The following is a 23,927-nucleotide window of genomic DNA, read 5'->3' on the forward strand; positions in this document are numbered from 1 at the left end:
TCGTGTCGAGCGAAGTCGAGAAAGGCCGAAGGCGTGCCCGGCCGATGCGCGTCTCGACGATGCTCGACACAAAGGGGAAAGGGACGCCGGATCAATATCTCCACCTCAATGCGACGTCTGGCCCAGCAATTGCCGGGTCACGGGGTGCGAGCTGGTGAGCCCGCCGTCAACCGCAATCGCTTGCCCATTGACATAGCTTGCCTGATCGCTCGCCAGGAACAGCGCGACATTGGCCAGCTCTTCGGGCTGGCCCGCGCGCTTGAGCGGGTTCAACTGCCCCAGCTTGTGGGTGACGCCCTTGTCCTTGGCATAGTCAAAGGTCGGCTTGGTCATCCCCGTTTCGGTGAGGCCGGGGCAGATGGCGTTGACGCGCACGCCGCTTGTGGTGAGCTGCTGCGCGGCGGTCTTGGCAAGGTTGATCACCCCCGCCTTTGATGCCGAATAGGCGGCGGGACCGGCGCCAGAATTCAAACCCGCGACGCTCGCGGTCAGCAGGATCGCGCCGCCGCGTCCCTGATCGACCATCGCTTTGCCGGCATGTTTGACCATCAGCGCGGGGCCGATCAGATTGACGCGCAGCGTTTCGGCCCAGGCGGCGGGGTCAAAGTCGAAAATGCCGCCCATGTCGCCAATGATCCCGGCATTGGCAAAAGCGATATCGAGGCCGCCATGGCTTTCCTTCGCGGTGGCAACCAGCTTTGCGACATCGGCCTCGACGCCCGCGTCGATTTCGAGCGCGATGACGTCGCCGCCCGCATCCTTCACCAGCTGTGCGGTTTCATGCACCGCGGCGCTCTTGTCGCCGATCACCAGCTTCGCGCCCTCGGCAGCAAAGCGCAGCGCGCTCGCGCGTCCGATCCCGGAACCCGCACCCGTGATGATCGCAACCTTGCCGTCCAATGCGCCCATCATGCGCCTCCCGAAATTGTCGCGCCGCCATCACAGACGATGGTCTGGCCGGTGGTGAAGGCGCCTGCCCTGGACGCCAGAAAAACCGCTGCGCCTGCAATTTCATGCGGCTCGCCGATGCGCTTCAGCGTCGATGCGGCGGTGGAGCGTTTGAGATTCTCCGGATTCTCCCACAGCGCGCGCGCCATGTCGGTGCGGATCAGTCCCGGCGCGATGCAATTGACGCGCACGCCCTTGGGCCCGAACTCGACCGCGAAATTGCGCGCGACCTGCATGTCGGCGGCCTTGGAAATGCCATAGGCGCCGATGATCGGCGAACCTTTCAGCCCGGCGATCGAACTGATGATGGTGATCGACCCTGCGCCGCGCTCCAGCATTTCGGGGGCGACCATCGAAATCAGCCAATGGTTGGACAATATATTATTGTCCATGATCTTGCGAAACTGCTCGTCGCTGATGCCAAGGCCGGGGCCATAATAGGGGTTGGAGGCGGCGTTGCAGACCAGCGCGGTGACCTTGCCGAACGCCGCGCGCGTTTCGTTGACGAGGTTCTGAAGGTCATCCTTCGACGAAATATTTGCGGCGACCGCAATCGCCGTGCCCTCGCCAAAGCGCGCGTTGATTTCGGCGGCGGCTTGATCGCAGGCATCCTGCTTGCGGCTTGAGATCACCACCTTCGCGCCCTGTTCGGCCATGGCCTCGGCGGTTGCCTTGCCAATGCCGCGCGACGATCCGGTGATCAGGGCGACCTCGCCGGTCAGATCAAAGAGGCTCATGCGCCCGCCTTTCGTGCAAATTCCCATGCGCGCGCGGCCAGCGGCTGGACGCGCTCCGACATCGCCTTGGCATGTGCCGACGAAGCGGTGCCGTCGATGACGCGCTTCTTGATCCCCTGCATGATCCCGGCGAGGCGAAAGAAATTATAGGCGAAATACCAGTTCATGTCGGGCACGCCGTCGCGTGCCGTCGCCGCGCAATAACGCTCGACCATTTCGTCGAGTTCGGGAATGCCCAGCGCCGCGCGGTCGAGGTCCATCACCCCCGACCGGCCACCATTTTCGGTGACCCAGGCCAGCGCCACATAGGTGAAATCGGCCAGCGGATCGCCCAGCGTCGACAATTCCCAATCGAGCACCGCGCGCACTTCGGCGCGGTCATGGGCAAAGATCATATTGTCGATGCGATAATCGCCATGGACGACGCTGGTGCGCGTCTGTTCGGGCAGGGTGGCGGGCAGAAACGCGATCAGCCGTTCCATCTCGTCCATAGGCTCGGTTTCGGCGAGCTTATATTGTTTGGTCCAGCGGTCGACCTGCCGCCCGAAATAATTGCCGGGCTTGCCATAATCCGAAAGGCCGGCCGCTTCGACGTCGACATTGTGGAGCGCCGCGAGCGTGTCGATCATCGCCTCATAGGTGGCGCGGCGGTTCACGGGGGTCGATCCCGGCATCGATCCGTCCCAGATGGTGTGGCCGTCGACCATGGCCATCACATAGAACCAGCTGCCGACCACATCCTCATCGGTGCACAGCCCATATTGGCGCGCGACAGGAAAGCCCATCTTATGGAGCCCCGCCTGCACCTTATATTCGCGGTCGACGGCATGGGCCGAGGGCAGCAATTTGCCAAAGGGCTTGCGGCGCAGCACATAATCGCCCGAGGGCGAGCTGATCTTGTAGGTGGGGTTCGACTGGCCGCCGGCAAATTTGCGCTGGGTCAGCGGTCCTTTAAACCCTTCGACATGGGCTTCCATCCAGCGGGTCAGCTTCGCTTCGTCGAGCAGGTCCGCGCCTTCGGGCGCGACCGTTCCGCTAAAGGCTTTTTGAGCGTCGAGCGCTTCGGTCATGCTGTTTCCTAACCCTTGCCCCGCTTTCGTCCGGCGGGAATTTTCCTGTCATCATAAACAAAGGGGGCCGCACCAGCGCGCGGCCCCCTTTGGTTGAACTACTGGTCGAACACGATAACCGAGCGGGCGGCATCGCCTTTCTTCATCTTGTCAAAGCCCTCGTTGATCTTCTCCAGCGGGATAGTCTCGGCAACGATGCTGTCGAGGTCGAGCAGCCCGCGCAGGTAAAAATCGACAAGCCGCGGAATATCGACCGGGAAGCGGTTGCCGCCCATGATCGCGCCCTGCAATTTCTTGCCGGAGAGCAGGTCCATCGCGCCCAGCCCGACTTTCTCGGCGAGTGGCATCATCCCCAATATCGTCGCCGTGCCGCCGCGGCGCAGCGAGGCAACCGCCAGATTGGCCGAGGCGGGCCGTCCGACCGCTTCGATCGCATGATCGACGCCGCCCTTGGTCATCTCGACAATCTGCTTGGCGGCATCGTCGGCCATCGCATCGACCACGTCGGTCGCGCCCAGCTTTTTGGCCAGCTCGCGCTTTTCGGGCACGGGGTCGGCGGCAATGATCCGCCCTGCGCCCGCAATTTTCGCCGCATTGATCGTGGCGAGGCCGACGCCGCCGCAGCCGACGACCGCGACCGTTTCCCCCGGCGTCACCTTGCACGCGTTGAAGATCGTGCCCGCACCCGTCGTCACCGCGCAGCCGATCACCGCCGCGCGGTCGAGCGGCATGTCGGGGTCGATTGCGACGCAGGCATGTTCATGCACCAGCATCACCTCGGAAAAGGCGCTGAGGTTCAGCATCTGGTGGACCGGCGATCCGTCTGGGCGGGTGATGCGCGGGCTGGCGCCTGCGGGCCGCCGCGTGTCGCCGCCCATGCACAGCGACATGCGCCCGGTGACGCAAAATTCGCAGTGCCCGCAAAAGGCGGACAGGCAGGTGACGACCGCATCGCCGACCTTGACCGTGCGGACCTCGCTTCCCACCGCCTCGACAATGCCCGCCGCTTCATGGCCCGGAATGGCGGGCAGCGGATGAGGATAGGCGCCGTCGATGAAATGCAGATCCGAATGACACAGGCCGCAGGCGGCGGTGCGGATCCGCACCTCGTGCGGGCCCGGCTTGTCGACGACAATCTCCTCGACCGACAGCGGCTTACCCGGTTCGATCAGAATCGCGGCTTTGGTCATTTTTCCATCTCCGTTCGGTTCGAGCGAAGCCCGGAACCATTCTGCGCCCCCGTGTCTCGACTGCGCTCGACACGAACGACGTGCTGCCCCTTAACGCGACACGCCAATGTCACCCGACGAAAAGCCGCTGTCGCTCGCCGCCGCCGAATGTTTCGCCAGTTCGATGCGCGAAATGGCGCGGGCATGGACCTCGTCGGGACCGTCGGCGATACGCAGCGCGCGCTGGCCCGCATACATTTTGGTCAGGCCGAAATCGTCGCTGACCCCGCCGCCGCCATGCGCCTGAATGGCATCGTCGATGATCTGCAGCGCCATGTTCGGCGCCTGCACCTTGATCATCGCAATTTCGGCGGCTGCCGCCTTGTTGCCGACCTTGTCCATCATGTCGGCGGCTTTCAGGCAAAGCAGGCGCGTCATCTCGATATCGATGCGCGCGCGCGCGATCCGCTGTTCCCAGATGCTGTGTTCGGCGATCGTCTTGCCAAAGGCGACGCGCGACTGTAGCCGCTTGCACATTTTCTCCAGCGCTTCCTCGGCGGTGCCGATGGTCCGCATGCAATGATGGATGCGGCCCGGCCCAAGGCGGCCCTGCGCAATCTCGAACCCGCGGCCCTCGCCCAGCAGCATCGCCTCCTCGGTGTTGACGCGCACATCCTTCAGTTCAATCTCCATATGGCCGTGGGGCGCATCGTCGAAACCGAACACGGGCAGGTGGCGTTTGATATGAATGCCCGGCGTGTCGAGCGGCACGACCAGCATCGACTGTTGCTGGTGACGCTTCGCCCCGAAATCGGTCTTGCCCATGACGATGGCGACCTTGCAGCGCGGATCGCCCGCGCCTGACGACCACCATTTGGTGCCGTTGATCACATAATCATCGCCGTCGCGCTCGATTCGCGTTTCGATATTGGTCGCATCGGACGAGGCGACCGCGGGCTCGGTCATCAGAAAGGCCGAACGAATCTCGCCCTCCATCAGCGGCTTCAGCCATTTGTCCTTCTGCGCGCGGGTGCCATAGCGGTGGAACACTTCCATATTGCCCGTATCGGGCGCCGAGCAGTTGAACACTTCGCTGGCAAAGCCGATGCGCCCCATTTCCTCGGCGCAGAGCGCATATTCAAGATTGGTGAGGCCGGGGCCTTCAAACTCGAACGTCTCTTCGACATGATGATGCGCCGCGCTGCGCGGGGGCATGAACAGATTCCATATGCCCGCGGCCTTGGCCTCGGCCTTCAGATCCTCGATGACCTGGATGACTTTCCACCGGTCGCCCTCGGCGTCCTGCGCCTTATAGGTCGGCACCGCGGGGCGCACCTTGCGCTCGATGAATTCGCGCACACGGCCCTGCCAATGCTTCTGCCGGTCTGTCAGATCGAAATCCATCGGTGCTTCCTTCTCTTTCCCTTTACGTTCACGTAAACTAATGGACCGTTTCGCGCCGCTTGCCAAGACCCGCGGTGCGAAATTTCCTTCTTGCGCCCCGTCAGGGGTGGGCGGCGTTGGCGTCGGGCTCGGCGCGCGCGGCATCATCGAGCAGCGCCAGCCGCGCTTCATGGTCGGCGCGCGAGATGGGAAAACGCCGCATCACCATCAGGCCCAGCGCCCCCACGACCAATATCGCCAGCATATAGCCGAGTGCGAGATTGCCCAGCACCGTTTGCGCGACCTGTCCCGGCTCGGCGCCCGCCGGAAAGGCTGCAAAGGACAGGATCATCCCCGCCACAAAAATGCCAAGCCCCGTCGCGCATTTCTGCATGAAGAAATATCCGGCAAAGAACAGCCCTTCGGACCGGCGCCCCGTCTCGCTCTGCGATGCCTCGACCACATCGGCCATCATCGAGGAGGAGAGGATCATCAGCATGATCGAACAGCTGTTGGCGATGAACACCAGGCCGAACATCCAGGCGACGCTGGGTTTTCCGGGCAGGCCGGGGAAAAATCCTTCCATCCATGAAAAATAGATGGCGCTGTTGAAGGCGATGGAAATCGCCCCCGCGACAATCGCCCCGTCGCGCTTGCCAAAGCGGGCCGACAGCGGCGCGACGCATAAAAAGGCCGCGATCATCGAGGCAAAGAGCAGAAAGACATAGGCGACCATCTCGCCCTGGCTGAACTGCCAGAAAAAGCTCAGGAGATAATTGTTGAGCGCAAAGGTGATGCCCTGATTCACAAATCCGAACAGCGCCGCAAAGGTCAGCCACAAAAAGGCGCGGTTCGACAGCGTCTCGCGCATCTCGCCGATAATATGCGACAGGCGGGCGGGCGGACGCTTTTCATGCAGGTTCGATACCGCAATGCGCTTGTGCTGCCCGGCGGCGGAGAGCATCACCGCGCCCAGCATCACCAGCGCGCCGGTCAGCGCAAAGGGGAAATAGCCCGCGGGATCGACCAGCCCCTTGGCGCCGTTGAAAAACACGCCATAGGCCAGCACCAGCAGCACCAGCCCGCCGCCCCATCCGAACAGAAAACGGTATCGCATCACCCGCGTGCGCTCATCATAGTCGGCGGTGAGTTCGGGAACGATAGCGATTGAGGGCACTTCGCACATCGACACCAGCGCGCGGACGATGATCGCAAAGCCGATCAGCCAGGCGACGGTCGCGGCATCGCTCATTTCGGGCGGCGACCACAGCAGCATCCAGGCGATGGCCAGCGGCAGCGGGGTAAAATAAAGCCAGGGCAGGCGGCGGCCCCAGCGGCTGCGCGTTCGGTCGGTCATCTCGCCGATAACGGGGTCGATAAAGGCATCGAAAATCAGCGCGGCCATGATCGCCGTGCCGACCAGCCCGGCATCGAGCCCGATCACCTGATTGTAAAACAACAGCAAAAAGGTCGAAAAGCCATTTTCCTTCACGCCATAGGCGAGGCTCCCCAGCCCATGCATGATTTTCAGGCGCAGCGGTAATCGTTCGGCCGGGGGCGCCGTCAGGCTCGCGCTCATGCGGCGGGGGCCGCGGCGTTCGCGTCGCCCCCTCCCATCGCGGTCAGCGCATCGAACAGGCCGGGGGTTTCAGGGTCCCAGGCGTGACGCTGGCCAATGGTCAGCCCGCCGTCGACCAGCATATGGGTGCCGGTCATAAAGCTCGATTCCTCGCTCGCCAGATAGGCTGCGGCATTGGCGATATCCTGCGGCTGGCCGCCCCGCGCGACGGGCTGTGCCGCGGCGCTCATATCGGCGATCACCGCCTTGGCGGCTGCCTTGCTCGCCTCGGGCACCTCCAGCGAAGAGGTAAAGATATTGGTGTTGATAAAACCGGGGCAGATGGCGTTCACCCTTATGCCATAGCGGGCAAGGTCGGTCGCCGCTACCTTGGTGAGGTGCAGCACGCCTGCCTTGGCAACGGCATAGGTGGTGGGCGAATATCCCGCGCCCAGCGCCGCAACGCTCGCGGTGTTGATGATCGACGCGCCGCCCGTCCGGGTCGCGGGGCGGCCCTTCATGTGCGGCACCGCATAGCGTATTCCCATGGCGACCGACCGCAGGATCAGGTTCATCGTCGCGTCCCATTCCTCGGGCTCAATCTCGTCGATCGGCGGGCGTGCACCGCCCGCGGCGGCATTGTTGAACAAGATGTCGATCCCGCCCGCCGCAGCGGCGGCGGCATCCATCAACGCCTTGATATCCGACGGCTCGCACACGTCGCAGCGGATGAAATCGATCCGCCCGTTGCTCGCCTCGCCGAGCGCGCGTCCGCCCGCTTCGTCAATGTCAGAGGCAAAGACATGCGCGCCTTCGCTCGCCAGTTTCAGCGTCGCCGCCTTTCCAATGCCCGATGCTGCACCGGTGACGATGGCGACCTTGTTTGCGAATCGCATGCTGCGCTCTCCCGTTTTATTTTGCCACTTAGCTTAGGCGTCCCGAAAGGCGCGTCAACGGCGGCCCATCGGACGCTACGGCGCCGTAGCGGCAGGCGCGCGGGCCCAAGTTGACGCTTGCGTAAAGCTTCGCTCTCGCCCTAGGTTTATCGCCAATGACGTGCCTTCGACGCCGGCCCGCTCCCCCGCCTGGCTTCCCCGACGACAGGAAGCTGGGGGAGGCCGGGCGGGGGAGCGGGCCGGTGCCGAACTGTTTTCGCGCAGCGGAAACAGGCTCAGCGTCAACGAAAGGAAGAGGAGCCTGAAGATGAGCGATCTGGACGCTTTCCGCGCCGAAGTGCGCGCCTGGCTGGAGGCAAATTGCCCCGCCGAAATGCGCGAACCCGTGCGCGACGAGGATGATATCTGCTGGGGCGGGCGCAAGTTCCAATTCAAGAGCGAGGCGCAGAAGCTCTGGCTCGAACGCTGCGCTGAAAAAGGCTATACGGTTCCCGATTGGCCCAAGCCCTATGGCGGCGCGGGTCTCTCGGCCGAAGAAACGAAAATCCTCAAACAGGAAATGAAGCGTATCGGCGCGCGCTCGCCGCTCGACAGCTTCGGCATCTGGATGCTCGGCCCCGCGCTGCTCAAATTCGGCACCGAAGAGCAAAAGGTCCATTATCTGAACCAGATTGCGCGCGGCGAAATCCGCTGGTGCCAGGGCTATTCGGAACCCGGCGCGGGCAGCGACCTTGTCAGCTTGCAGACATTCGGCGAGGACAAGGGCGATCATTGGGTCGTCAATGGCTCGAAAATCTGGACCAGCTATGCCGACAAGGCCGACTGGATCTTCTGCCTCGTCCGAACCGACAAGGCGAATAAATATCAGGGCATCACCTTCATGCTTTTCGACATGGAAAGCGAAGGCGTGTCGACCAAGCCGATCCTGCTGATTTCGGGCAACAGCCCCTTCTGCGAAACCTTCTTCGACGATGTCAAAGTGCCGAAGGATCAGTTTGTCGGCGAGGTCAATCGCGGCTGGGACGTTGCCAAATATCTGCTCGGCCACGAACGCGAGATGATCTCGGGCGGCGGCGCGGGCGGCGACATGGTCAGCGTCGGCGCGCTCTTCGCCAAGTCGCTCGGCCGCAACGACCATGGCGAGCTCGACGATCCGATCCTGCGCGCCGAAATGGCCGCCTTCGACACCGATGTTTTCGCCTATCGCGCGATGGGCGAACGCTTCATGGACATGTGGAAAACCGGGCGCGCGCATCCTGCTTCGTCGAACATGATGAAATATGTCGGGACCGAGCTCAACAAGCGCCGCCACGAACTCGTCATGGCGGGCGGCGGCAGCGACGCGCTCGAATGGGACAGCGAAGAAAGCCGCGGCGGCGCCCGTGCGCGCAGCTGGCTTCGCACCAAGGCCAATTCGATCGAAGGCGGGACGAGCGAGGTCATGCTCAACGTCATCGCCAAGCGTATCCTGGAACTGCCGGGGGCGTGAAACTTCTCCCCTCCCGCGAGCGGGAGGGGCAGCGAAGCTTGCGAACTTGTTCGCTAGCTGCAGCGGGGCGGGAAAAAGCGACGTCGCTGGCCCACCCCTGACCCCTCCCGCAGGCGGGAGGGGAAATGGAGAGAGAAAAGATGCCGCTTTATCACAATGACGACCAGGCGATGCTCAAGGACAGCGTCGCCCCTTTTGTGGCCGAACAGGCCCCCGTTTCGCATCTTCGCACGCTGCGCGACACCGCCGATGAAACCGGCTTTTCGCGCGAGCTTTGGGGGCAGTTCGTCGAAATGGGCCTGCCCGGAATGCTGGTGCCCGAAGATCATGGCGGCCTTGGCATGGGGCATATGGAGGCGGGCATTGTGCTCGAAGAGATTGGCCGCAATCTCACCCCGTCGCCCTTTCTCGCGACCAGCGTCGGCGCGGTCGCGGCGCTTGCGAAAGCGGGCGGCACGCAGGCGAGCCGCTGGCTCCCCGCCATTGCGGGCGGCGAGGCGATTGTCGCGCTCGCCATCGACGAAGGGCCAAAGCATCGCCCCGACCGGGTGGCGACGACCGCCACGCGCAGCGGCAATGGCTTCCGCCTCGACGGCAAAAAGGATTTCGTCCTTCACGGCCATGTCGCCGATATGAGCATTGTGTCGGCGCGGACCGATGGCGGCATCACGCTGTTCGCGGTGCCCAAAAATGCCAAGGGCCTCACCGCCGACCCACGCCGCCTCGTCGACTCGAGCCTCGCCAGCCATGTCACCTTCGACGGGGTCGAGGTCGATGCCGATGCGGTGATCGGAGAGGTTGATGCGGGCGAAGAGGTGCTGAACGCGCTGCTCGCCGCAACGCGCACCGGCGCCGCCGCCGAAATGGTCGGCGTGGGGCAGGGGGCGATGGATATGACCATCACTTACCTCAAGGAACGCAAGCAGTTCGGAAAGCTGATCGGCGAGTTCCAGGGGCTCCAGCACCGCGCCGCGCATCTTTATGGCGAAATGGAAGTCGCCCGCGCCACGGTGATGAAGGCGCAGCAACTGCTCGACGAAGGCAGCGAGGGCGCCAAGCTGATGGTCTCGGTCGCCAAGGCGAAAGCGGGGCGCGCGGCAAACCTTGCTGTGCGCGAAGGCGTCCAGATGCACGGCGGCATCGGCATGACCGACGAATATGACATCGGCCTCTATATGAAACGCGACCGCGCGCTCGCCGAATTTATGGGCGATGTCCATTACCACACCGACCAGGTCGCCCGGATGAACGGCTACTGACCTTTGACCCCCCTCCCGCTTGCGGGAGGGGCAGCGAGAGTTGCGAGCGTGCTCGCTACTCGCAGCGGGGTGGGCCATTCCCCTGCCGCTGAACGAACGGAGAAAAACAGATGAACCTCAACGACATGTTCGGCCTCGATGGCCGCATCGCTCTCGTCACCGGCGGCTCGCGCGGCATCGGCAAGATGATCGTCGAAGGCTATCTCGCCGCAGGCTGCGCGCGCGTCTATATTTCGGCGCGCAAGGCCGATCAGATCGAGGCGGCAATCGCCGATTTCGAAACCCGCCATCCCGGCAAGGTGATCGGCCTTCCCGTCGATTTGGCGACGGTCGAAGGTTGCCGGGCGCTGGCGAAGGAACTCGAAGCGCGCGAGGAACGGCTCGACATCCTCGTCAACAATGCCGGCGCCGCCTGGGGCGAACCGTTCGAAGGCTTCCCCGAAGCGGGCTGGGACAAGGTGATGGACATCAACGTCAAATCGCCCTTCTTCCTCACGCAAGCGCTGCACGGGCTGCTCAAGGCAGGCGGCAGCGCCGATCAGCCGGCGAAGATCATCAACATCGGCTCGATCGACGGCATGCGGCTCAATCCGTGGGAAACCTACAGCTATCATGCGTCGAAGGCGGCGATCCTTTATCTGACCAAGCGCATGGCGGCGCGGCTCGTCACCGACAATATCATCGTCACTGCCATCGCCCCGGGCGCCTTTCAGTCGGACATGAACAAGGCGGCGCGCGACCATGGCGATGCCGTCGCCAAAAGCATTCCGGTCAAGCGCATCGGCGTGCCCGAGGATATGGCAGGCGCCGCGATCTTCCTCGCGTCAAAAGCGGGCAATTATGTCGTCGGCGACACGATCACCGTCGACGGCGGCCTTGTTCACGGCGATCTCAAAACCAGCATCGACGCCTGACCCGGACGGCTCCTTCGGGGGCCGGACGATCCTGCAAACTTCTGCCTGAAAAGCGTCATTGCGAGCCCGGCGAAAGCCGGGCGAAGCAATCCAGCCCTTCGCCTTTACCCGCTGTTCCGCAGCGCCGTTGCAATCGCGTTGATCGTCAGCTGAATCCCCTCGGCAATCCGCGGATCGGTCTCGCCCGCCCGGTGCCGCTTCATCAGTTCGATCTGGAGCAGGTTGAGCGGCTCGATATAGGGCAGACGCAGGCGGATCGACGCCTCCAGCGCCGGATTCTTCTCCAGCAGCCGCGACTGGCCGGTGATCGTCAGCAGGCCGTCATGCGCGCGTTCCCACCCGTCACGAATGCGGGTGAAAATCGCCTCCTGCCCCTCGACGTCGGCTGCCAGCGCGGCATAGCGCGCGGCGATGCCCATGTCCGATTTGGCGAGCACCATTTCCATATTGCCGATCAGGGCGGAGAAGAAGGGCCAGCATTGCAGCATGTCGGACAAGAGCGCCTTGTCCTTGAATGCGGCAAAGGCCTCGCCCGTCCCATACCAGCCGGGCAGCATGACGCGCGCCTGCGCCCAGCTGAACACCCAGGGAATGGCGCGCAGATCCTCGATCGCGCTGCTTTTCTTCCGGCTCGACGGACGCGACCCGATTTTCAGCGTCGCAATCTCGGCGATCGGCGTCATCGCGCGAAAGAAGTCCTTGAACGCCGGGGTATCATAAACCAGCCCGCGATAGGTGGCGAAGGCGGTGTCCGACAGTGCGTTCATCGCCCCGCGGAACCGCGCGGCGTCCTTCTCGCACATGGGTTCGGGTTCCAGGCTGGCGAGCAGGCTCGCCGATACCATCGCTTCCAAATTGGTCTCGGCGCTGTCGGGCGTGCCATATTTGGCGGCGATGACCTCGCCCTGTTCGGTGATCCGGATCCGCCCCTGCACCGTGGCGGCGGGCTGCGCGCGGATCGCGGCAAAGGCACTGCCGCCGCCGCGCCCCACGGCGCCGCCGCGGCCATGGAATAATTGCATCGCGCTTCCCGCCTCGGCAAACACCGGGGTCAGCGCGTGCGACGCCTGATGCAGCCCCCAGGTCGAGGTCAGATAGCCGCCATCCTTGTTCGAATCCGAATAGCCGATCATCACTTCCTGATGCCCGCGCAGCGCGACCTGCGGCCCGATTTCGGGCATGGCGAAATAACGGCGCATGATATCGGGCGCGCGGCTTAAATCGTCGATCGTCTCGAACAGCGGGACGACCATCAGATTGCTCTTCCCCGCGTCTTCCCCGCCGCGCCACAGCCCGGCCTCGCGCGCCAGCACATGAACTTCCAGAAGGTCGGACAAATCCTGCGCCATGGAGATGATCCACTGGCAGATGGCGTCCTTCCCCAACCGCGCGCGCACATCGGCGGCGGCGTGAATAATGGCCAGCTCGCCTGCCGTTTCCTCGCTCCATTCGTGCCAGGGTGCGGCCAGCGGACGGTCGCTTTGCAATTCGCCGGTCAGCAGCGCGACGCGCGCTTCCTCGTCCAGCGCCAGATAATCGTCGCACACGCCCGCGACCTTCAGCAATTCGGCCAGCACGCGCTCGTGCACCGAACTATTTTGCCGCATGTCGAGCGTCGCGAGATGAAAGCCAAAGACCTCAACCGCGCGGATGAGTCGTCCCAGCGCGCCAATCCCGCCAAGCTGCCCTTCGCCACTCGCCGACAGGCCATCGGCCAGGGTGACGAGATCGCGGCGGAAATCGCCCGGGGTCGTATAGGCCTCGCCCGCCAGCGCCGACGGACGCGGCGGCGGCTTGCCGACGATCCCGGCATAGGTCGCCGACAGCCGCGCATAGATGCCCGAAATGGCGCGGCGATAGGGTTCGTCGCGGCGGCTGGGTGCGGTATCGCCGCTCGCTTCGGCCAGCGCGATCACGGCGTCGGGAACGGGGGCCAGATTGGCCGAAACCGACAATTCGGCGCCCAGCGCATGGACGGCATCAATATAATGGCCGATCACCGCTGCCGCGCTGCGGCTGGTAGCCAGACGCAGCGTTTCGGCAGTGACAAAGGGGTTGCCGTCGCGGTCGCCGCCGATCCAGCTTCCGATGCGCAAAAAGCTGGCGGGGCGCCGCCCCAATTGCTTTTCCCAGCGCGCATAGAGCTTGGGCACGACGGGCAGAAAAACGTCACGCAAATAGGTCAGCGCATTGTCGATCTCGTCGGCGACGAATAATTTTTCGGTGCGCTGGGGCCGCGTCTGCCACAACAGCGCGACCTGTCGCCGGATCGCTTCCTCGATCACATCGCCTTCGGGCGTTTCCTCGACGCCCGCATCGCGCATCTGCATCAGCTCGGCGATACGGTTCTTGTGATCGAGCATCGACTTGCGCCGCACTTCGGTGGGGTGGGCGGTCAGCACCGGCGCGATCAACGCGGCGTCGAGCAGCGCGGTAACAGCGTCGGTATCAATCCCGTCGCCCTTCAATGTTTCCAGCGCGGCGGCGACGGTCGCTTCGGGCTCGGCGGCGACGCCCTGCCGGTCCTCGGCCAGATTGGCGAGCATCGAAAACAGCATGAAGCCGCGGACAAAAGCGATGGTGTCATCAAGGCTGAGTGCGTCCAGCCCCGGATCAATCGCTTCCGCGCCCGCGATGCCGCGATGCCGGTCGACGCTGGAGGAGCGAATATATTCGGTCTGGCGAAACAGCTTCTCGCCGCCATAAGCGCGGATAACGTCGCCGAGGATCCGCCCCAGATAGCGGATGTCGGGATTCTGCGAAATTTGTATCGGTGGGCCCATGCCCCTTTTGCTGCACGTGCGAAGGCGCGCGGTCAAGCGGCGCATAGCTATGCTTTTCGCATGCGATCCTGCGCCGAATTGAAATTATTAAAGTGCGAAGGCGCCAACCGGGAAATTTGCAGGCCTGGGCTCATGTCTCCGGTCGGCGCCCCAATCGCAAAGGGTCAGCGGGTCTTCACCAGCGTCACCATCCCCATGTCGACCAGCTTGCGGCTGTCGAACTGCACGTCATTATGGGTATCGGTGATGAACATCAGCCGCCCTGAGGCATCGGTGATACGGGCCGACAGCGTATAGCGGCCCCGGGGATCAATCTCGCCCTTGTCGACGGTAAGCGAGAAAGCAAAGGGTACCTGACGGCCATTGGCTGTAAAAGCCTGTCGCGCCAAGGTGCGCGCGGGGGCGTCCATCCGGCTGACATCGTCGACGCGAATTTCAATCTGTGCAGTGGGGGGCAGGGCGATGCGCTCACGATAGCTGATTTCCCCCATCACCTGAACCGGCTGCTGCGCTGAAGGAAAAGTAGCGCAGGCCGATGTGGACAGGGCGGCAAGGCCAAGCGCAAGCGTCTGGGTCAGGCGGACCATTGGATAATCTCCTTCAACTTCGGGAAAGGGGAGGCTCCTAAAGTCGACAGGCTGAACCGGGGATGTCCGATTATCCTTCCAGTTCGACGTCCCAATAAAGCCAGTCGATCCAGCTTTCATGCAGGTAATTGGGGGGAAAGGCGCGGCCATTATCCTGCAATTGCCAGCTCGTCGGACGCCAGGGCTGGCGATAGAGCGGCATATGCGCCTGTTCGGGCGTGCGTCCGCCTTTCTTGAGGTTACAGGGCGCACAGGCGGTGGCGACATTTTCCCAGCTCGTCCGTCCGCCCAGGCGGCGGGGGATGACATGATCAAAGGTCAGATCCCTGCCTGACCCGCAATATTGGCAGGCGAAACGGTCGCGCAGAAACAGGTTGAACCGCGTGAAAGCGGGGTGTTCCGACGGCCGCACATATTGCCGCAGCGCAATGACGCTGGGAATGGGCATCGACCGGGTCGGCGAGTGGATTTCGCGCTCATAATTTTCAACGATGGTGACGCGGTCGAGGAAAACCGCCTTGACCGCTGTTTGCCATGGCCACAGGCTCAAGGGATAATAGCTGAGCGGCGTATAATCGGCGTTGAGAACAAGGGCCGGACAGGAGTCGGGATGCCGGGCAAGATCGGGATGAAACATGGGTCGGTAACGCTGCCCCCTATGCTGCGCGGGATGGCGCGCCACTGCCGTTCCCGAGTGACAGCATCATTACATGACGGATATGATTTCGCCGTCAAGAGGGGATGTGCGACAATATATGCCTCCCTTGTGCCCTGTCGGCCACAGCATGTGGAGGCTCGCCCGCTCTCATGCTGACCCGCTTCGCTCCCAGCCCGACCGGGGAATTGCACCTCGGCCATGCGTATAGCGCGATCATCGCGCACGACGCGGCGCGGGCTGTGGGTGGGCGCTTTCACATACGGATCGACGATATCGATGGCAGCCGCTCGCGGGAGGCCTATGTGACGGCGGCGCTCGCCGATCTTGAATGGCTGGGGCTGGACTGGGACGCTCCGCCGCTGCGCCAGTCGGACCGGCTCGGCGATTATGCGGCGGCCATGGACGATCTGGCGCGGCGCGGGCTCGTCTACCCCTGTTTTTGCACCCGCGCCGATATCGCCGCCAGCCTGTCCGCGCCGCACGGTCCGTTGGGGCCGGTATATCCCGGCACCTGCCGCGCCCTGCCGCCCGCATTGCGTGACGCGCGCCGCGCCGATGACCCGCATTGCTGGCGGATCGACATGGCGCGCGCCGCCGCGCTGGCCGGACCCCTGACGTGGGAAGAGGAGGGGCGCGGCCCCCGCCGCGCCGATCCGGGCGCGCATGGCGATGTCGTGCTCGCGCGCAAGGATGCGCCGGCCAGCTATCATCTGGCGAGCACGATCGACGATGCCGCTTTGGGGGTCAGCCACGTCATCCGGGGCGCGGACCTGATCGCATCGACCGACATCCACCGCCTGCTTCAAGCGTTGCTCGGCCTCCCCACACCCATTTATCGCCATCATCCGCTTCTTTGCGGCCCGCAGGGCAAGCGGCTCGCAAAACGTGACGCCGCCGCCAGCCTTGCGGCGATGCGCGCGGACGGCGTCGATGGCCGCGCCTTGGCCGATGATTTGCGCGCCGGGCGGCTTCCTACTGGATATTCGCTTCAAATGCCCTAGGTTAAGATTATGAACATGCTGCTCGTCCTTGCGGTGGTTGTGGCCGCTGCCTTCGTCCTCTTCGCGCTGGCGCGGGGCCTTTTCTATTTTTCGCAGGGCCATCGCGCTGCACTCGACGGGACGGTCGAGGAAAATCAGGCGATGCAGAACAAGATGATGATGGCGCGCGTCAAATGGCAGGCGATCACCGTGATCCTGCTCGTCCTCATCGGCGTGCTCGCCGCAGGCAACTGATCGTCGCAGCCGGACGAAGATGGTCAAGCTCAACAAGATTTACACCCGCACGGGGGATCAGGGCACGACGGGCCTTGTCGACGGGTCGCGTATCGCCAAGGCGGCACCGCTGATGACCGCTATCGGCGATGTCGACGAAGCGAACAGCGCGATCGGTCTGGCGCTTGCCGCGCTGGGCGAAGGCGCACCGGATGCGGCCGATGTCCCGGCGATGTTGACCCGCATTCAGAATGAGCTTTTCGATCTCGGCGCCGATCTGGCGACGCCCGCCGACCCGCAACATGGTTTTGGCCCGCACGATATGGCGCTGCGGATCGTCGCGAGCCAGGTGGACCGGCTGGAGGCGGAGATTGACGCGATGAACGACGCGCTTTCTCCGCTGACCAGCTTTATCCTCCCCGGCGGAAGCGAAGCGGCGGCGCGGCTTCACCTTGCACGCGCGGTCGCCCGCCGCGCCGAACGGAGCGCCGTTGCGGCGGGTGCGGATCGACAGCTTAATCCCCTGGCGCTGGCCTATCTCAACCGCCTGTCGGACCATCTTTTCGTCCTCACCCGGCATATCAATGCCGCGGCCGGGGGCGATATATTATGGAAGCCTGGCGCGACCCGCTGATATTCGTTCCCGAAATGTTCTGGACATCGGGGCGCGGTGCCAACATATTGGGGCCGGTTCGAAACGAATCACGCTTCGGGGGATTGTCAGTTCATGGCCAGCCATGTCGACGTTTCGCGCTCTTCCATGTTCGTGACCCGCGACCCTCTCGGGCAGCGGCTGGCGGATACACGGCGCCTGTCACTCGAACTGGCCGCCCCGCTGTCGGACGCCGATGCGACGGCGCAATCGATGGACGATGCCTCGCCTGCGAAATGGCATCTCGCGCATACGAGCTGGTTTTTCGAAAGCTTTGTGCTGCGCGACCATGTGCCGGGGTATCAGCTGTTTGACGAACGCTATCCCTATCTCTTCAACAGCTATTATGAAGCCGAGGGGCCGCGCCATGCCCGCCCGCACCGCGGCCTTCTCACGCGCCCCTCGCTCAAGGATATTCGCGCATGGCGCCGCCATGTCGATGCGGCGCTTGATGCGGCTCTGCCCCATCTTTCGGTCAGCGCGCGCGCGCTTGTTGAACTGGGCATTCATCATGAGCAACAGCATCAGGAATTGCTGCTCACCGATGTAAAGCATCTTTTCGCCCAAAACCCCCTCGGTCCCGCGCTGTGGAACGCGCCGCCTGCGCCGCCCGCCACCTCGTCGCTTCCTGCGCTCCAATGGGTGGAGGGACAATCCGGCCGCGTGACCATCGGTCATAAGGAGGGCGAAGGCTTTGCCTTCGATTGCGAAGGCCCGCGCCACGAACTGCTGCTGGGCGCCTACGCGCTCGCCGACCGTCCGGTCTCCAATGGCGAGTGGCAGCAATTTATCGATGATGGCGGCTATGAAACCCCCGCGCTCTGGCTCAGCGACGGTTGGGCCTGGGTGCAGCGCGAGGCGATCTCGGCGCCGCAATATTGGAAAGAGGGTCAGCAGTTCACGCTTGCCGGTTGGCGCGATATCGACCCGTCCGCTCCCGTGACGCATATCAGCTTTTACGAGGCGGACGCCTTCGCCGCCTGGGCGGGCGCACGCCTTCCGACCGAAGCCGAATGGGAAGCCGCCGCGGCGCCGCTCGATCCGCATGGCGGGGACCAGCTCGACGAGCCCGGCCCCGTCCATCCCGCGTCCATGGCGAGAAGGGAAGAGCAAGGCGGCATGGCGGACGGCCACCCGCGCCATATGTTCGGCGGCGTCTGGGAATGGACCGGCAGCGCCTATCGCCCCTATCCCGGCTTTCGTCCTGCGCCCGGGGCGGTGGGCGAATATAATGGCAAGTTCATGAGCGGGCAGTTCGTGCTGCGCGGCGGAAGCTGCGCGACCCCGCGCGGCCATATGCGCGCCTCCTACCGCAATTTCTTCTATCCGCACCAACGCTGGCAATTCACCGGCTTGCGGCTTGCAAAGGATCTTTGACCATGGGCGTTGTGCGGCAATTGCGGCAGGTGGATGCCGACGACAGCGGAATAGATGCGGCTTTTCGCGCTGATGTCCACAGCGGCTTGGCGCAGGCGCAAAAGGCGATTCCTGCCCGCTGGTTCTACGATACAATGGGCTCGGCCTTGTTTGAGGATATCACCGCGCTTCCTGAATATTATCCGACGCGCAGCGAAACCGATCTGCTGACCCGCCATGCCGCCGCCATCGCCGATCATGTGGGCAAGGGGCGCGCGGTCGTCGAACTGGGATCGGGCAGCTCGGCCAAGACGCCGCTTCTTCTCGGCGCCATCGCTCCTTCGGCCTATGTGCCCGTCGATATTTCGGGGGAGTTTCTGCGCGACAGCGCGGCCGGGCTCGCAGAAAAATTTCCCGGCCTGCCCATCTATCCGGTCGAAGCCGATTTTACGCAGCGCGTCACCCTGCCGCGCGAAATCGCAGCCGGGCCAAAGCTTGGCTTTTTCCCCGGATCGACAATTGGCAATATGGTCGCGCGCACGGCAGTCGATTTGCTGCGCGACTGGCGCGACAGCCTCGGCGAAGGGGCATTGCTGCTGATCGGCATCGACCGGATCAAGGATGTTGATACGCTGATCGCGGCCTATGACGATCCGGCCGGGGTCACCGCCGCCTTCAATCGCAACCTGCTGGACCGGATCAACCGCGAATTGGCGGGCGATATTCCCGTCGATGATTTTTCGCACCGCGCGATCTGGAACGATGTGCATGGGCGCATCGAAATGCATCTGGTGGCGGGCCGGGCCATGGAATTCAGCGTGGATGGGCGGCGCTATGCGATGGCGGCGGGGGAGACGATTCACAGCGAAAACAGCCATAAATATGGGCCGCGCGATGCCGGCCTGTTGCTCCGGGCGGGCGGCTGGACCCCCCTTGCCGCCTGGGATGATGTTGACCCCGCCTTTGCTCTCATCCTGGCCGAAGCCACCGCCTTTCGCTCCGCTCCCTGATGGGCCAAAGCCGCGTCTGCCCTTGACCTCGCCGTGCCAGCGCCTAGGCAGCAGCCACATATTTTCAGCGGAAAGGGCATGCTATGATCGTCGGCGTTATCGGTGCGGGGCAAATGGGGGCGGGCATTGCCCAGGTGTCGGCGGGCGCGGGCCATGATGTGCTCCTCTCCGACATTGATCTTCCGCGCGCCGAAGCGGGCAAGGCAGGCATCGCCAAGGCGCTCGACCGGCTGGTGTCAAAGGAAAAGGTGACGCGCGCCGACGCCGATGCGCTTCTTGCGCGCATCACCCCCGTTGCCGATCATGCAGCCTTCGCTCCGGCCGAACTGGTGATCGAAGCCGCGACCGAGCGCGAAGAGATCAAGCGCAGGATTTTTGAAAGCGTCGGCGGCCATTTGTCGGACAGCGCTATCCTCGCCAGCAATACCAGCTCGATCCCGATTACCCGTCTGGCGCAAGCGTCACCGGACCCGGCGCGCTTCATCGGCGTCCATTTCTTCAACCCCGTCCCCGTGATGGGGCTGATCGAATTGATCCGCGGACTTGCCACCAGCGATGACACGCTCGCGCGGGTCGAGGCCTTTGGGCGCGGGTTGGGCAAGGAAATCGTCCATGCCAATGACGCGCCGGGCTTTATCGTCAACCGCGTGCTGATGCCCTTGATCAACGAAGCCATATTTGCGCTGGGCGAAGGCGTCGCGACGATGCAGGATATCGACACGGGATGCCGCCTCGGCCTCAATCATCCGATGGGCCCGATCACCCTCGCCGATTTCATCGGGCTTGATACCTGTCTCGAAATCATCCGCGTGCTGCACAATGGCACGGGTGACCCCAAATTCCGCCCCGCGCCGCTGCTCGTTCAATATGTGGAGGCGGGCTGGGTCGGCAAGAAAGCCGGACGGGGCTTCTACGACTGGACGGGGCCAGAGCCCGTGCCGACCCGGTGATGGTGGCCGACGCGGCTACGCTTGCGATGCCCCCTGTCGCGGCTTCGGAATAAAGGCGCGCGCCATGCCATGAAATCTTGACAGGGCGCGCGCCTTTACCGTCGAGTCGCGCTTAAAAGGGCGTGATTACCGTGCGGCAGGTTTCGGCGGCGCTGCGCGCCGCTGTGTTCCAGGTGACGCTGTTGCCGTGGCGTTCGAGGCGAAGGCCGTTATGATTTTCATATACGGTGCCGCGATTGCTGGCCACCTGGCGCAAGGGGATCGCGCGCTTGCCATTGACCCGGACGAGCGCGCTGTCCTTCAGATAATTCACGTTCAGCTTCGTGCCGCGGTCACATTCATAAAAGCTGCCCGTCCTTTCCGGAACGGAGGAACAGGCGGCAAGCGCAACAGCGGTCAGTGCCCCGGTGGCAATCGTCATCAACTTGTTCATCAGACTTCCCCTTCCATCAATATCCGGTACGAACGCACAGGACGTCGGCCAGGTAGACGCGCCGGTCGACGCTTTCCATATGCTCGCGTGCCGACCCGCCCCAGCCGATCGAGCGGCACCAATTGTCGGCGGTTCGTGCAGCGCAACTTGCCGTTGAAGATCCGCTGGCGCAGGCAAGGACGCGGCGGCCATTTGTGGCGGGCTGGGTATGAAATTCGGCAAAACTTCCGCGTGCGCTTTCGCCGCGGGCTGGCGGGTTCTGCCAATCGCCGCCCCCGCCTCCGCCGCCGCCAAGCGGCCGGATCGACTGGACGGTCATGCCCCGCTGCGAATTGTTCAGGCGCGCGGTATCGCGATTGACCGTGCGGCACTGGCCACGAAAATAGGCTCGCTCGCATAATTGCCACGAACCGCTGCCCACCCGGATCGAATTGACCGGCCAGCTCAGCCCCAGATCGGACTTTTCTTCACTCACAGCCATTGCCGGGCCGCGATAGGATGCATCGCGATAGATGGTGGCTTCGCTAGGACGATACATTTTATCGCTTGTTTGCGCGACCGAAGGCGGCCCGCTCATGACGGCGCCTGCTATCACGGCGCCAATCATATATTGATAATATTTCCTGATGCTCGTCATCCCCAATCCTTCCCAAATCAGCAAGTCGGTGCGACAAGCGCAAATGTCTCATAGTTCGAACGACTTGGCAATTAATAGGAAGGCGCCTCATTAGGAGAGCATTAGGCACGTTTTCCGCGCGCCTAATCAACGATTCATATCCCGGCGCGCTTTGCGTTTAAATCAAACCCAGCATTAATCCCGCCAGGGCGGCTGACATGAGGTTGGACAGGCTGCCTGCCAGCAGCGCTTTCAACCCCAGGCGGGCAATCACCGGTCGCTGATTGGGGGCAAGCCCGCCGGTCACCGCCATCTGGATGGCAATCGAGCTGAAGTTGGCGAAACCACACAAGGCAAAGGTGCCGATCGCGACCGAGGTGGCGGACAAATCGCCCTGGACGCGGCCAAGGTCGATAAAGGCGACAAATTCGTTGAGCACGACCTTGGTGCCGAACAGGCCGCCGACGGTGCCGCTCTCCGCCCAGGGCACACCCATCAGATACATGACGGGGGCGAACAGCCAGCCGATGATTGCCTGAAAGGAAAGGTCGGGATAACCGAACCATGCGCCTATGCCGGCCAGCATGCCATTGGCGAGCGCCACCAGAGCGACAAAGGCCAGCACCATGGCGCCGACCGCCACGGCCAGTTTGACCCCGGTCTGCGCGCCCTGGGCCGCCGCCATGATGATATTGGCGGGTTTCTCTTCGTCATGGCTCGCCTCGGGCATGATCACCGGCTCTACTCCCAGGCTCTTGGGATCGTCGGGCATCATGATCTTGGCCATCAATATGCCGCCGGGCGCTGACATGAAACTGGCCGCCAGCAAATAGGGGAGAAGCTGCTCGCCGATCATGCTGGCATAGGCGCCCAGGATTGTTCCGGCGACACCCGCCATTCCGACGGTCATGATCGTGAACAGCTGGGAGGGGGTCAGGCTGGCGAGATAGGGACGAATGACCAGCGGGGATTCGCTCTGTCCGACAAAGATATTCGCGGCGGACCCCAGGCTTTCGACCTTGGTGATACCCGTGATCTTCTGGATGGCGCCGCCGACCCATTTGATCACCAATTGCATGATACCAAGATAATAAAGGATCGAAATCAGCGAAGCGAAGAAAATGATGACAGGCAAAGCCGCGATGGCAAAGCTGTTCGCGCCTATCTCCGGCGACGCTAAGGGCCCGAAAATAAAGTCGGTTCCCGCCTTGGCATAGCCCAAAAGATTGGACACGCCGTTAGACATAGCGAGAATAACCGCCCGCCCCCAAGGCGTCCCAATAACCAGCAGGGCAAATCCTGCTTGGAGCAAAAAGGCGGGTATCACGACGCGCAGGCGTATCCAGCGCCGGTTGGATGAAAAAAGCACGGCGATCCCCAAAAGGGCAGCAATCCCGAGCAGAGCGATGAGCCGTTCCATATATGCTACGTCCAAAACCGATGTTCCGGCCTGTCTAGCGGGCTTTGACGCGGGGGCAAGGGGCGGCTGCTCCTGTGCTTTTTTTGTGCATCTTTCCAGCATCTCGAAAAACGACTATCGGGCAGCGATGACCGACCTGACTTCGGCGGCTTTGCCGCGGGCTGTATTGCCTTCGCTGTTTCTTTTCGCTCTCCTTTACGGGGGGATGGTTGTGCTGGCCGGGGTGCTGGGCAACAAGCAGGTCGCGCTGGGCGGCTGGCTGGCCGTGGAAGCGGGGATTTTCGCCTTTCTTCTGCTCGTCGCCCTGTCGAGCGCGACGGCGGAGCTGCATGGGCAGCGCATGGCGAACCGGATGGTAGTTTGGGGTTTTATTCCCTTAATTTTGTCTATTTTGCTTACCGCGCTCGTTTATATGCTGCCCGCCGCGCCCAAGATGGAGGCCGAAAGGCTGGCGGCGTTCGAGATGATATTGGGGCAGACGCCGCGCCTGATGGCGGCCGGAATTGTTGCCTATGGAACGTCGCAATTGCTGAATGTGACGATTTTTTCGAAGCTGAGGGGAGACGGAAGCGCGCGCGGCGGGTCCTTGTGGCTGGCGGCACGCGGCGCGGTGGCGAGTGCGCTCAGCCAGATCGTCGACACCTTGCTGTTCATCACCATCGCCTTTTACGGCGTCTTTCCCATCGCCAATCTGATGGCGGGGCAGATGATCGCCAAAGTGCTGCTCTCGCTGCTCGTCATTCCTTTCGTGATTACCGGCCTTGTCGCGCTTGGCCGCCATATGGATAAAAAGGTCGCCGCATGAACCCCAATCCCGCCTCCTCG

The 23,927-nt window shown here is 63.2% G+C and carries 23 protein-coding genes; 10 read left to right on the top strand and 13 right to left on the bottom strand.

Features of this window, described 5'->3' with window-relative positions; genetic code table 11:
• Positions 1–105 precede the first annotated feature (105 nt).
• The 7 genes from JV18_RS0110680 to JV18_RS0110710 all read right to left on the bottom strand — a co-directional run bounded on the left by JV18_RS0110680 (position 106) and on the right by JV18_RS0110710 (position 7,761).
• Positions 106–909: an SDR family NAD(P)-dependent oxidoreductase gene (locus JV18_RS0110680; RefSeq protein ID WP_033075256.1), complete on the bottom strand. Its 804-nt coding sequence runs from the start codon at positions 907–909 to the stop codon at positions 106–108.
• Positions 909–1,685, bottom strand: a complete 777-nt coding sequence (locus JV18_RS0110685; protein WP_033074473.1) for an SDR family NAD(P)-dependent oxidoreductase — start codon at positions 1,683–1,685, stop codon at positions 909–911. Before JV18_RS0110685 ends, JV18_RS0110680 begins: the two co-directional genes overlap by 1 nt.
• The gene (locus tag JV18_RS0110690; protein ID WP_033074474.1) at positions 1,682–2,755 is read right to left on the bottom strand and encodes a phosphotransferase family protein; all 1,074 of its coding nucleotides are present in this window, start codon (positions 2,753–2,755) and stop codon (positions 1,682–1,684) included. Before JV18_RS0110690 ends, JV18_RS0110685 begins: the two co-directional genes overlap by 4 nt.
• Before the next feature lie 98 nt (positions 2,756–2,853).
• Entirely contained in the window at positions 2,854–3,945 is a 1,092-nt protein-coding gene (locus tag JV18_RS0110695) for a Zn-dependent alcohol dehydrogenase (RefSeq protein ID WP_033074475.1), read from the bottom strand.
• A gap of 90 nt (positions 3,946–4,035) precedes the next feature.
• Positions 4,036–5,328 (bottom strand): acyl-CoA dehydrogenase family protein, encoded by a 1,293-nt coding sequence (locus tag JV18_RS0110700; RefSeq protein ID WP_033074476.1) that lies wholly within the window; start codon positions 5,326–5,328, stop codon positions 4,036–4,038.
• Positions 5,329–5,428: 100 nt separating this feature from the next.
• Positions 5,429–6,886 (bottom strand): MFS transporter, encoded by a 1,458-nt coding sequence (locus JV18_RS0110705; protein WP_033074477.1) that lies wholly within the window; start codon positions 6,884–6,886, stop codon positions 5,429–5,431.
• Positions 6,883–7,761: an SDR family NAD(P)-dependent oxidoreductase gene (locus JV18_RS0110710; protein ID WP_033074478.1), complete on the bottom strand. Its 879-nt coding sequence runs from the start codon at positions 7,759–7,761 to the stop codon at positions 6,883–6,885. The genes JV18_RS0110705 and JV18_RS0110710 overlap by 4 nt, the downstream gene beginning before the upstream one ends.
• Before the next feature lie 307 nt (positions 7,762–8,068).
• Here JV18_RS0110710 and JV18_RS0110715 point away from each other — a divergent pair, with 307 nt between their 5' ends.
• From JV18_RS0110715 to JV18_RS0110725, 3 genes are all read left to right on the top strand, one after another.
• Complete coding sequence (locus tag JV18_RS0110715; RefSeq protein WP_033074479.1) at positions 8,069–9,250, top strand: acyl-CoA dehydrogenase family protein; 1,182 nt, start codon at positions 8,069–8,071, stop codon at positions 9,248–9,250.
• Positions 9,251–9,390: 140 nt separating this feature from the next.
• Complete coding sequence (locus JV18_RS0110720; protein ID WP_033074480.1) at positions 9,391–10,509, top strand: acyl-CoA dehydrogenase family protein; 1,119 nt, start codon at positions 9,391–9,393, stop codon at positions 10,507–10,509.
• Positions 10,510–10,619: 110 nt separating this feature from the next.
• The gene (locus tag JV18_RS0110725) at positions 10,620–11,423 is read left to right on the top strand and encodes an SDR family oxidoreductase (protein WP_033074481.1); all 804 of its coding nucleotides are present in this window, start codon (positions 10,620–10,622) and stop codon (positions 11,421–11,423) included.
• A 104-nt stretch (positions 11,424–11,527) separates the two neighbouring features.
• Here the strand turns inward: JV18_RS0110725 and ppc are convergent, their stop codons facing one another.
• The 3 genes from ppc to JV18_RS0110740 form a co-directional block, all read right to left on the bottom strand.
• Positions 11,528–14,206, bottom strand: a complete 2,679-nt coding sequence (ppc, locus tag JV18_RS0110730; RefSeq protein ID WP_033075257.1) for a phosphoenolpyruvate carboxylase — start codon at positions 14,204–14,206, stop codon at positions 11,528–11,530.
• A 164-nt stretch (positions 14,207–14,370) separates the two neighbouring features.
• A complete protein-coding gene (locus JV18_RS0110735; protein ID WP_033074482.1) occupies positions 14,371–14,793 on the bottom strand; it encodes a YbaY family lipoprotein in 423 nt (140 codons plus the stop codon).
• Between the two features lie 70 nt (positions 14,794–14,863).
• The gene (locus tag JV18_RS0110740) at positions 14,864–15,430 is read right to left on the bottom strand and encodes an HNH endonuclease (protein ID WP_033074483.1); all 567 of its coding nucleotides are present in this window, start codon (positions 15,428–15,430) and stop codon (positions 14,864–14,866) included.
• Positions 15,431–15,600: 170 nt separating this feature from the next.
• Between JV18_RS0110740 and gluQRS the strand changes: the two genes are divergently transcribed.
• From gluQRS to JV18_RS0110770, 6 genes are all read left to right on the top strand, one after another.
• Complete coding sequence (gene gluQRS / locus JV18_RS0110745) at positions 15,601–16,452, top strand: tRNA glutamyl-Q(34) synthetase GluQRS (RefSeq protein WP_144243920.1); 852 nt, start codon at positions 15,601–15,603, stop codon at positions 16,450–16,452.
• 9 nt (positions 16,453–16,461) lie between these two features.
• Positions 16,462–16,686, top strand: a complete 225-nt coding sequence (locus JV18_RS0110750) for an HIG1 domain-containing protein (RefSeq protein WP_033074484.1) — start codon at positions 16,462–16,464, stop codon at positions 16,684–16,686.
• Positions 16,687–16,705: 19 nt separating this feature from the next.
• Entirely contained in the window at positions 16,706–17,299 is a 594-nt protein-coding gene (locus JV18_RS0110755; protein WP_033074485.1) for a cob(I)yrinic acid a,c-diamide adenosyltransferase, read from the top strand.
• A 93-nt stretch (positions 17,300–17,392) separates the two neighbouring features.
• Positions 17,393–18,694: an ergothioneine biosynthesis protein EgtB gene (egtB, locus tag JV18_RS0110760; RefSeq protein ID WP_033074486.1), complete on the top strand. Its 1,302-nt coding sequence runs from the start codon at positions 17,393–17,395 to the stop codon at positions 18,692–18,694.
• A 2-nt stretch (positions 18,695–18,696) separates the two neighbouring features.
• On the top strand, positions 18,697–19,683 hold the full coding sequence (gene egtD, locus JV18_RS0110765; protein ID WP_052071901.1) for an L-histidine N(alpha)-methyltransferase: 987 nt from the start codon (positions 18,697–18,699) through the stop codon (positions 19,681–19,683).
• Between the two features lie 83 nt (positions 19,684–19,766).
• On the top strand, positions 19,767–20,633 hold the full coding sequence (locus JV18_RS0110770) for a 3-hydroxyacyl-CoA dehydrogenase NAD-binding domain-containing protein (RefSeq protein WP_033074487.1): 867 nt from the start codon (positions 19,767–19,769) through the stop codon (positions 20,631–20,633).
• 112 nt (positions 20,634–20,745) lie between these two features.
• On the opposite strand, the gene JV18_RS0110775 is transcribed toward JV18_RS0110770, so the two are convergent.
• From JV18_RS0110775 to JV18_RS0110785, 3 genes are all read right to left on the bottom strand, one after another.
• The gene (locus tag JV18_RS0110775; protein ID WP_033074488.1) at positions 20,746–21,066 is read right to left on the bottom strand and encodes an MliC family protein; all 321 of its coding nucleotides are present in this window, start codon (positions 21,064–21,066) and stop codon (positions 20,746–20,748) included.
• Positions 21,067–21,082: 16 nt separating this feature from the next.
• On the bottom strand, positions 21,083–21,703 hold the full coding sequence (locus JV18_RS0110780; protein WP_235303143.1) for a beta/gamma crystallin-related protein: 621 nt from the start codon (positions 21,701–21,703) through the stop codon (positions 21,083–21,085).
• A gap of 157 nt (positions 21,704–21,860) precedes the next feature.
• Positions 21,861–23,102: a NupC/NupG family nucleoside CNT transporter gene (locus tag JV18_RS0110785; protein WP_033074489.1), complete on the bottom strand. Its 1,242-nt coding sequence runs from the start codon at positions 23,100–23,102 to the stop codon at positions 21,861–21,863.
• Between the two features lie 127 nt (positions 23,103–23,229).
• Between JV18_RS0110785 and JV18_RS0110790 the strand changes: the two genes are divergently transcribed.
• The gene (locus tag JV18_RS0110790) at positions 23,230–23,907 is read left to right on the top strand and encodes a queuosine precursor transporter (RefSeq protein ID WP_033074490.1); all 678 of its coding nucleotides are present in this window, start codon (positions 23,230–23,232) and stop codon (positions 23,905–23,907) included.
• Positions 23,908–23,927: the final 20 nt, after the last annotated feature.

The sequence above is a fragment of the Sphingopyxis sp. MWB1 genome (assembly GCF_000763945.1).
Lineage (GTDB): Bacteria > Pseudomonadota > Alphaproteobacteria > Sphingomonadales > Sphingomonadaceae > Sphingopyxis.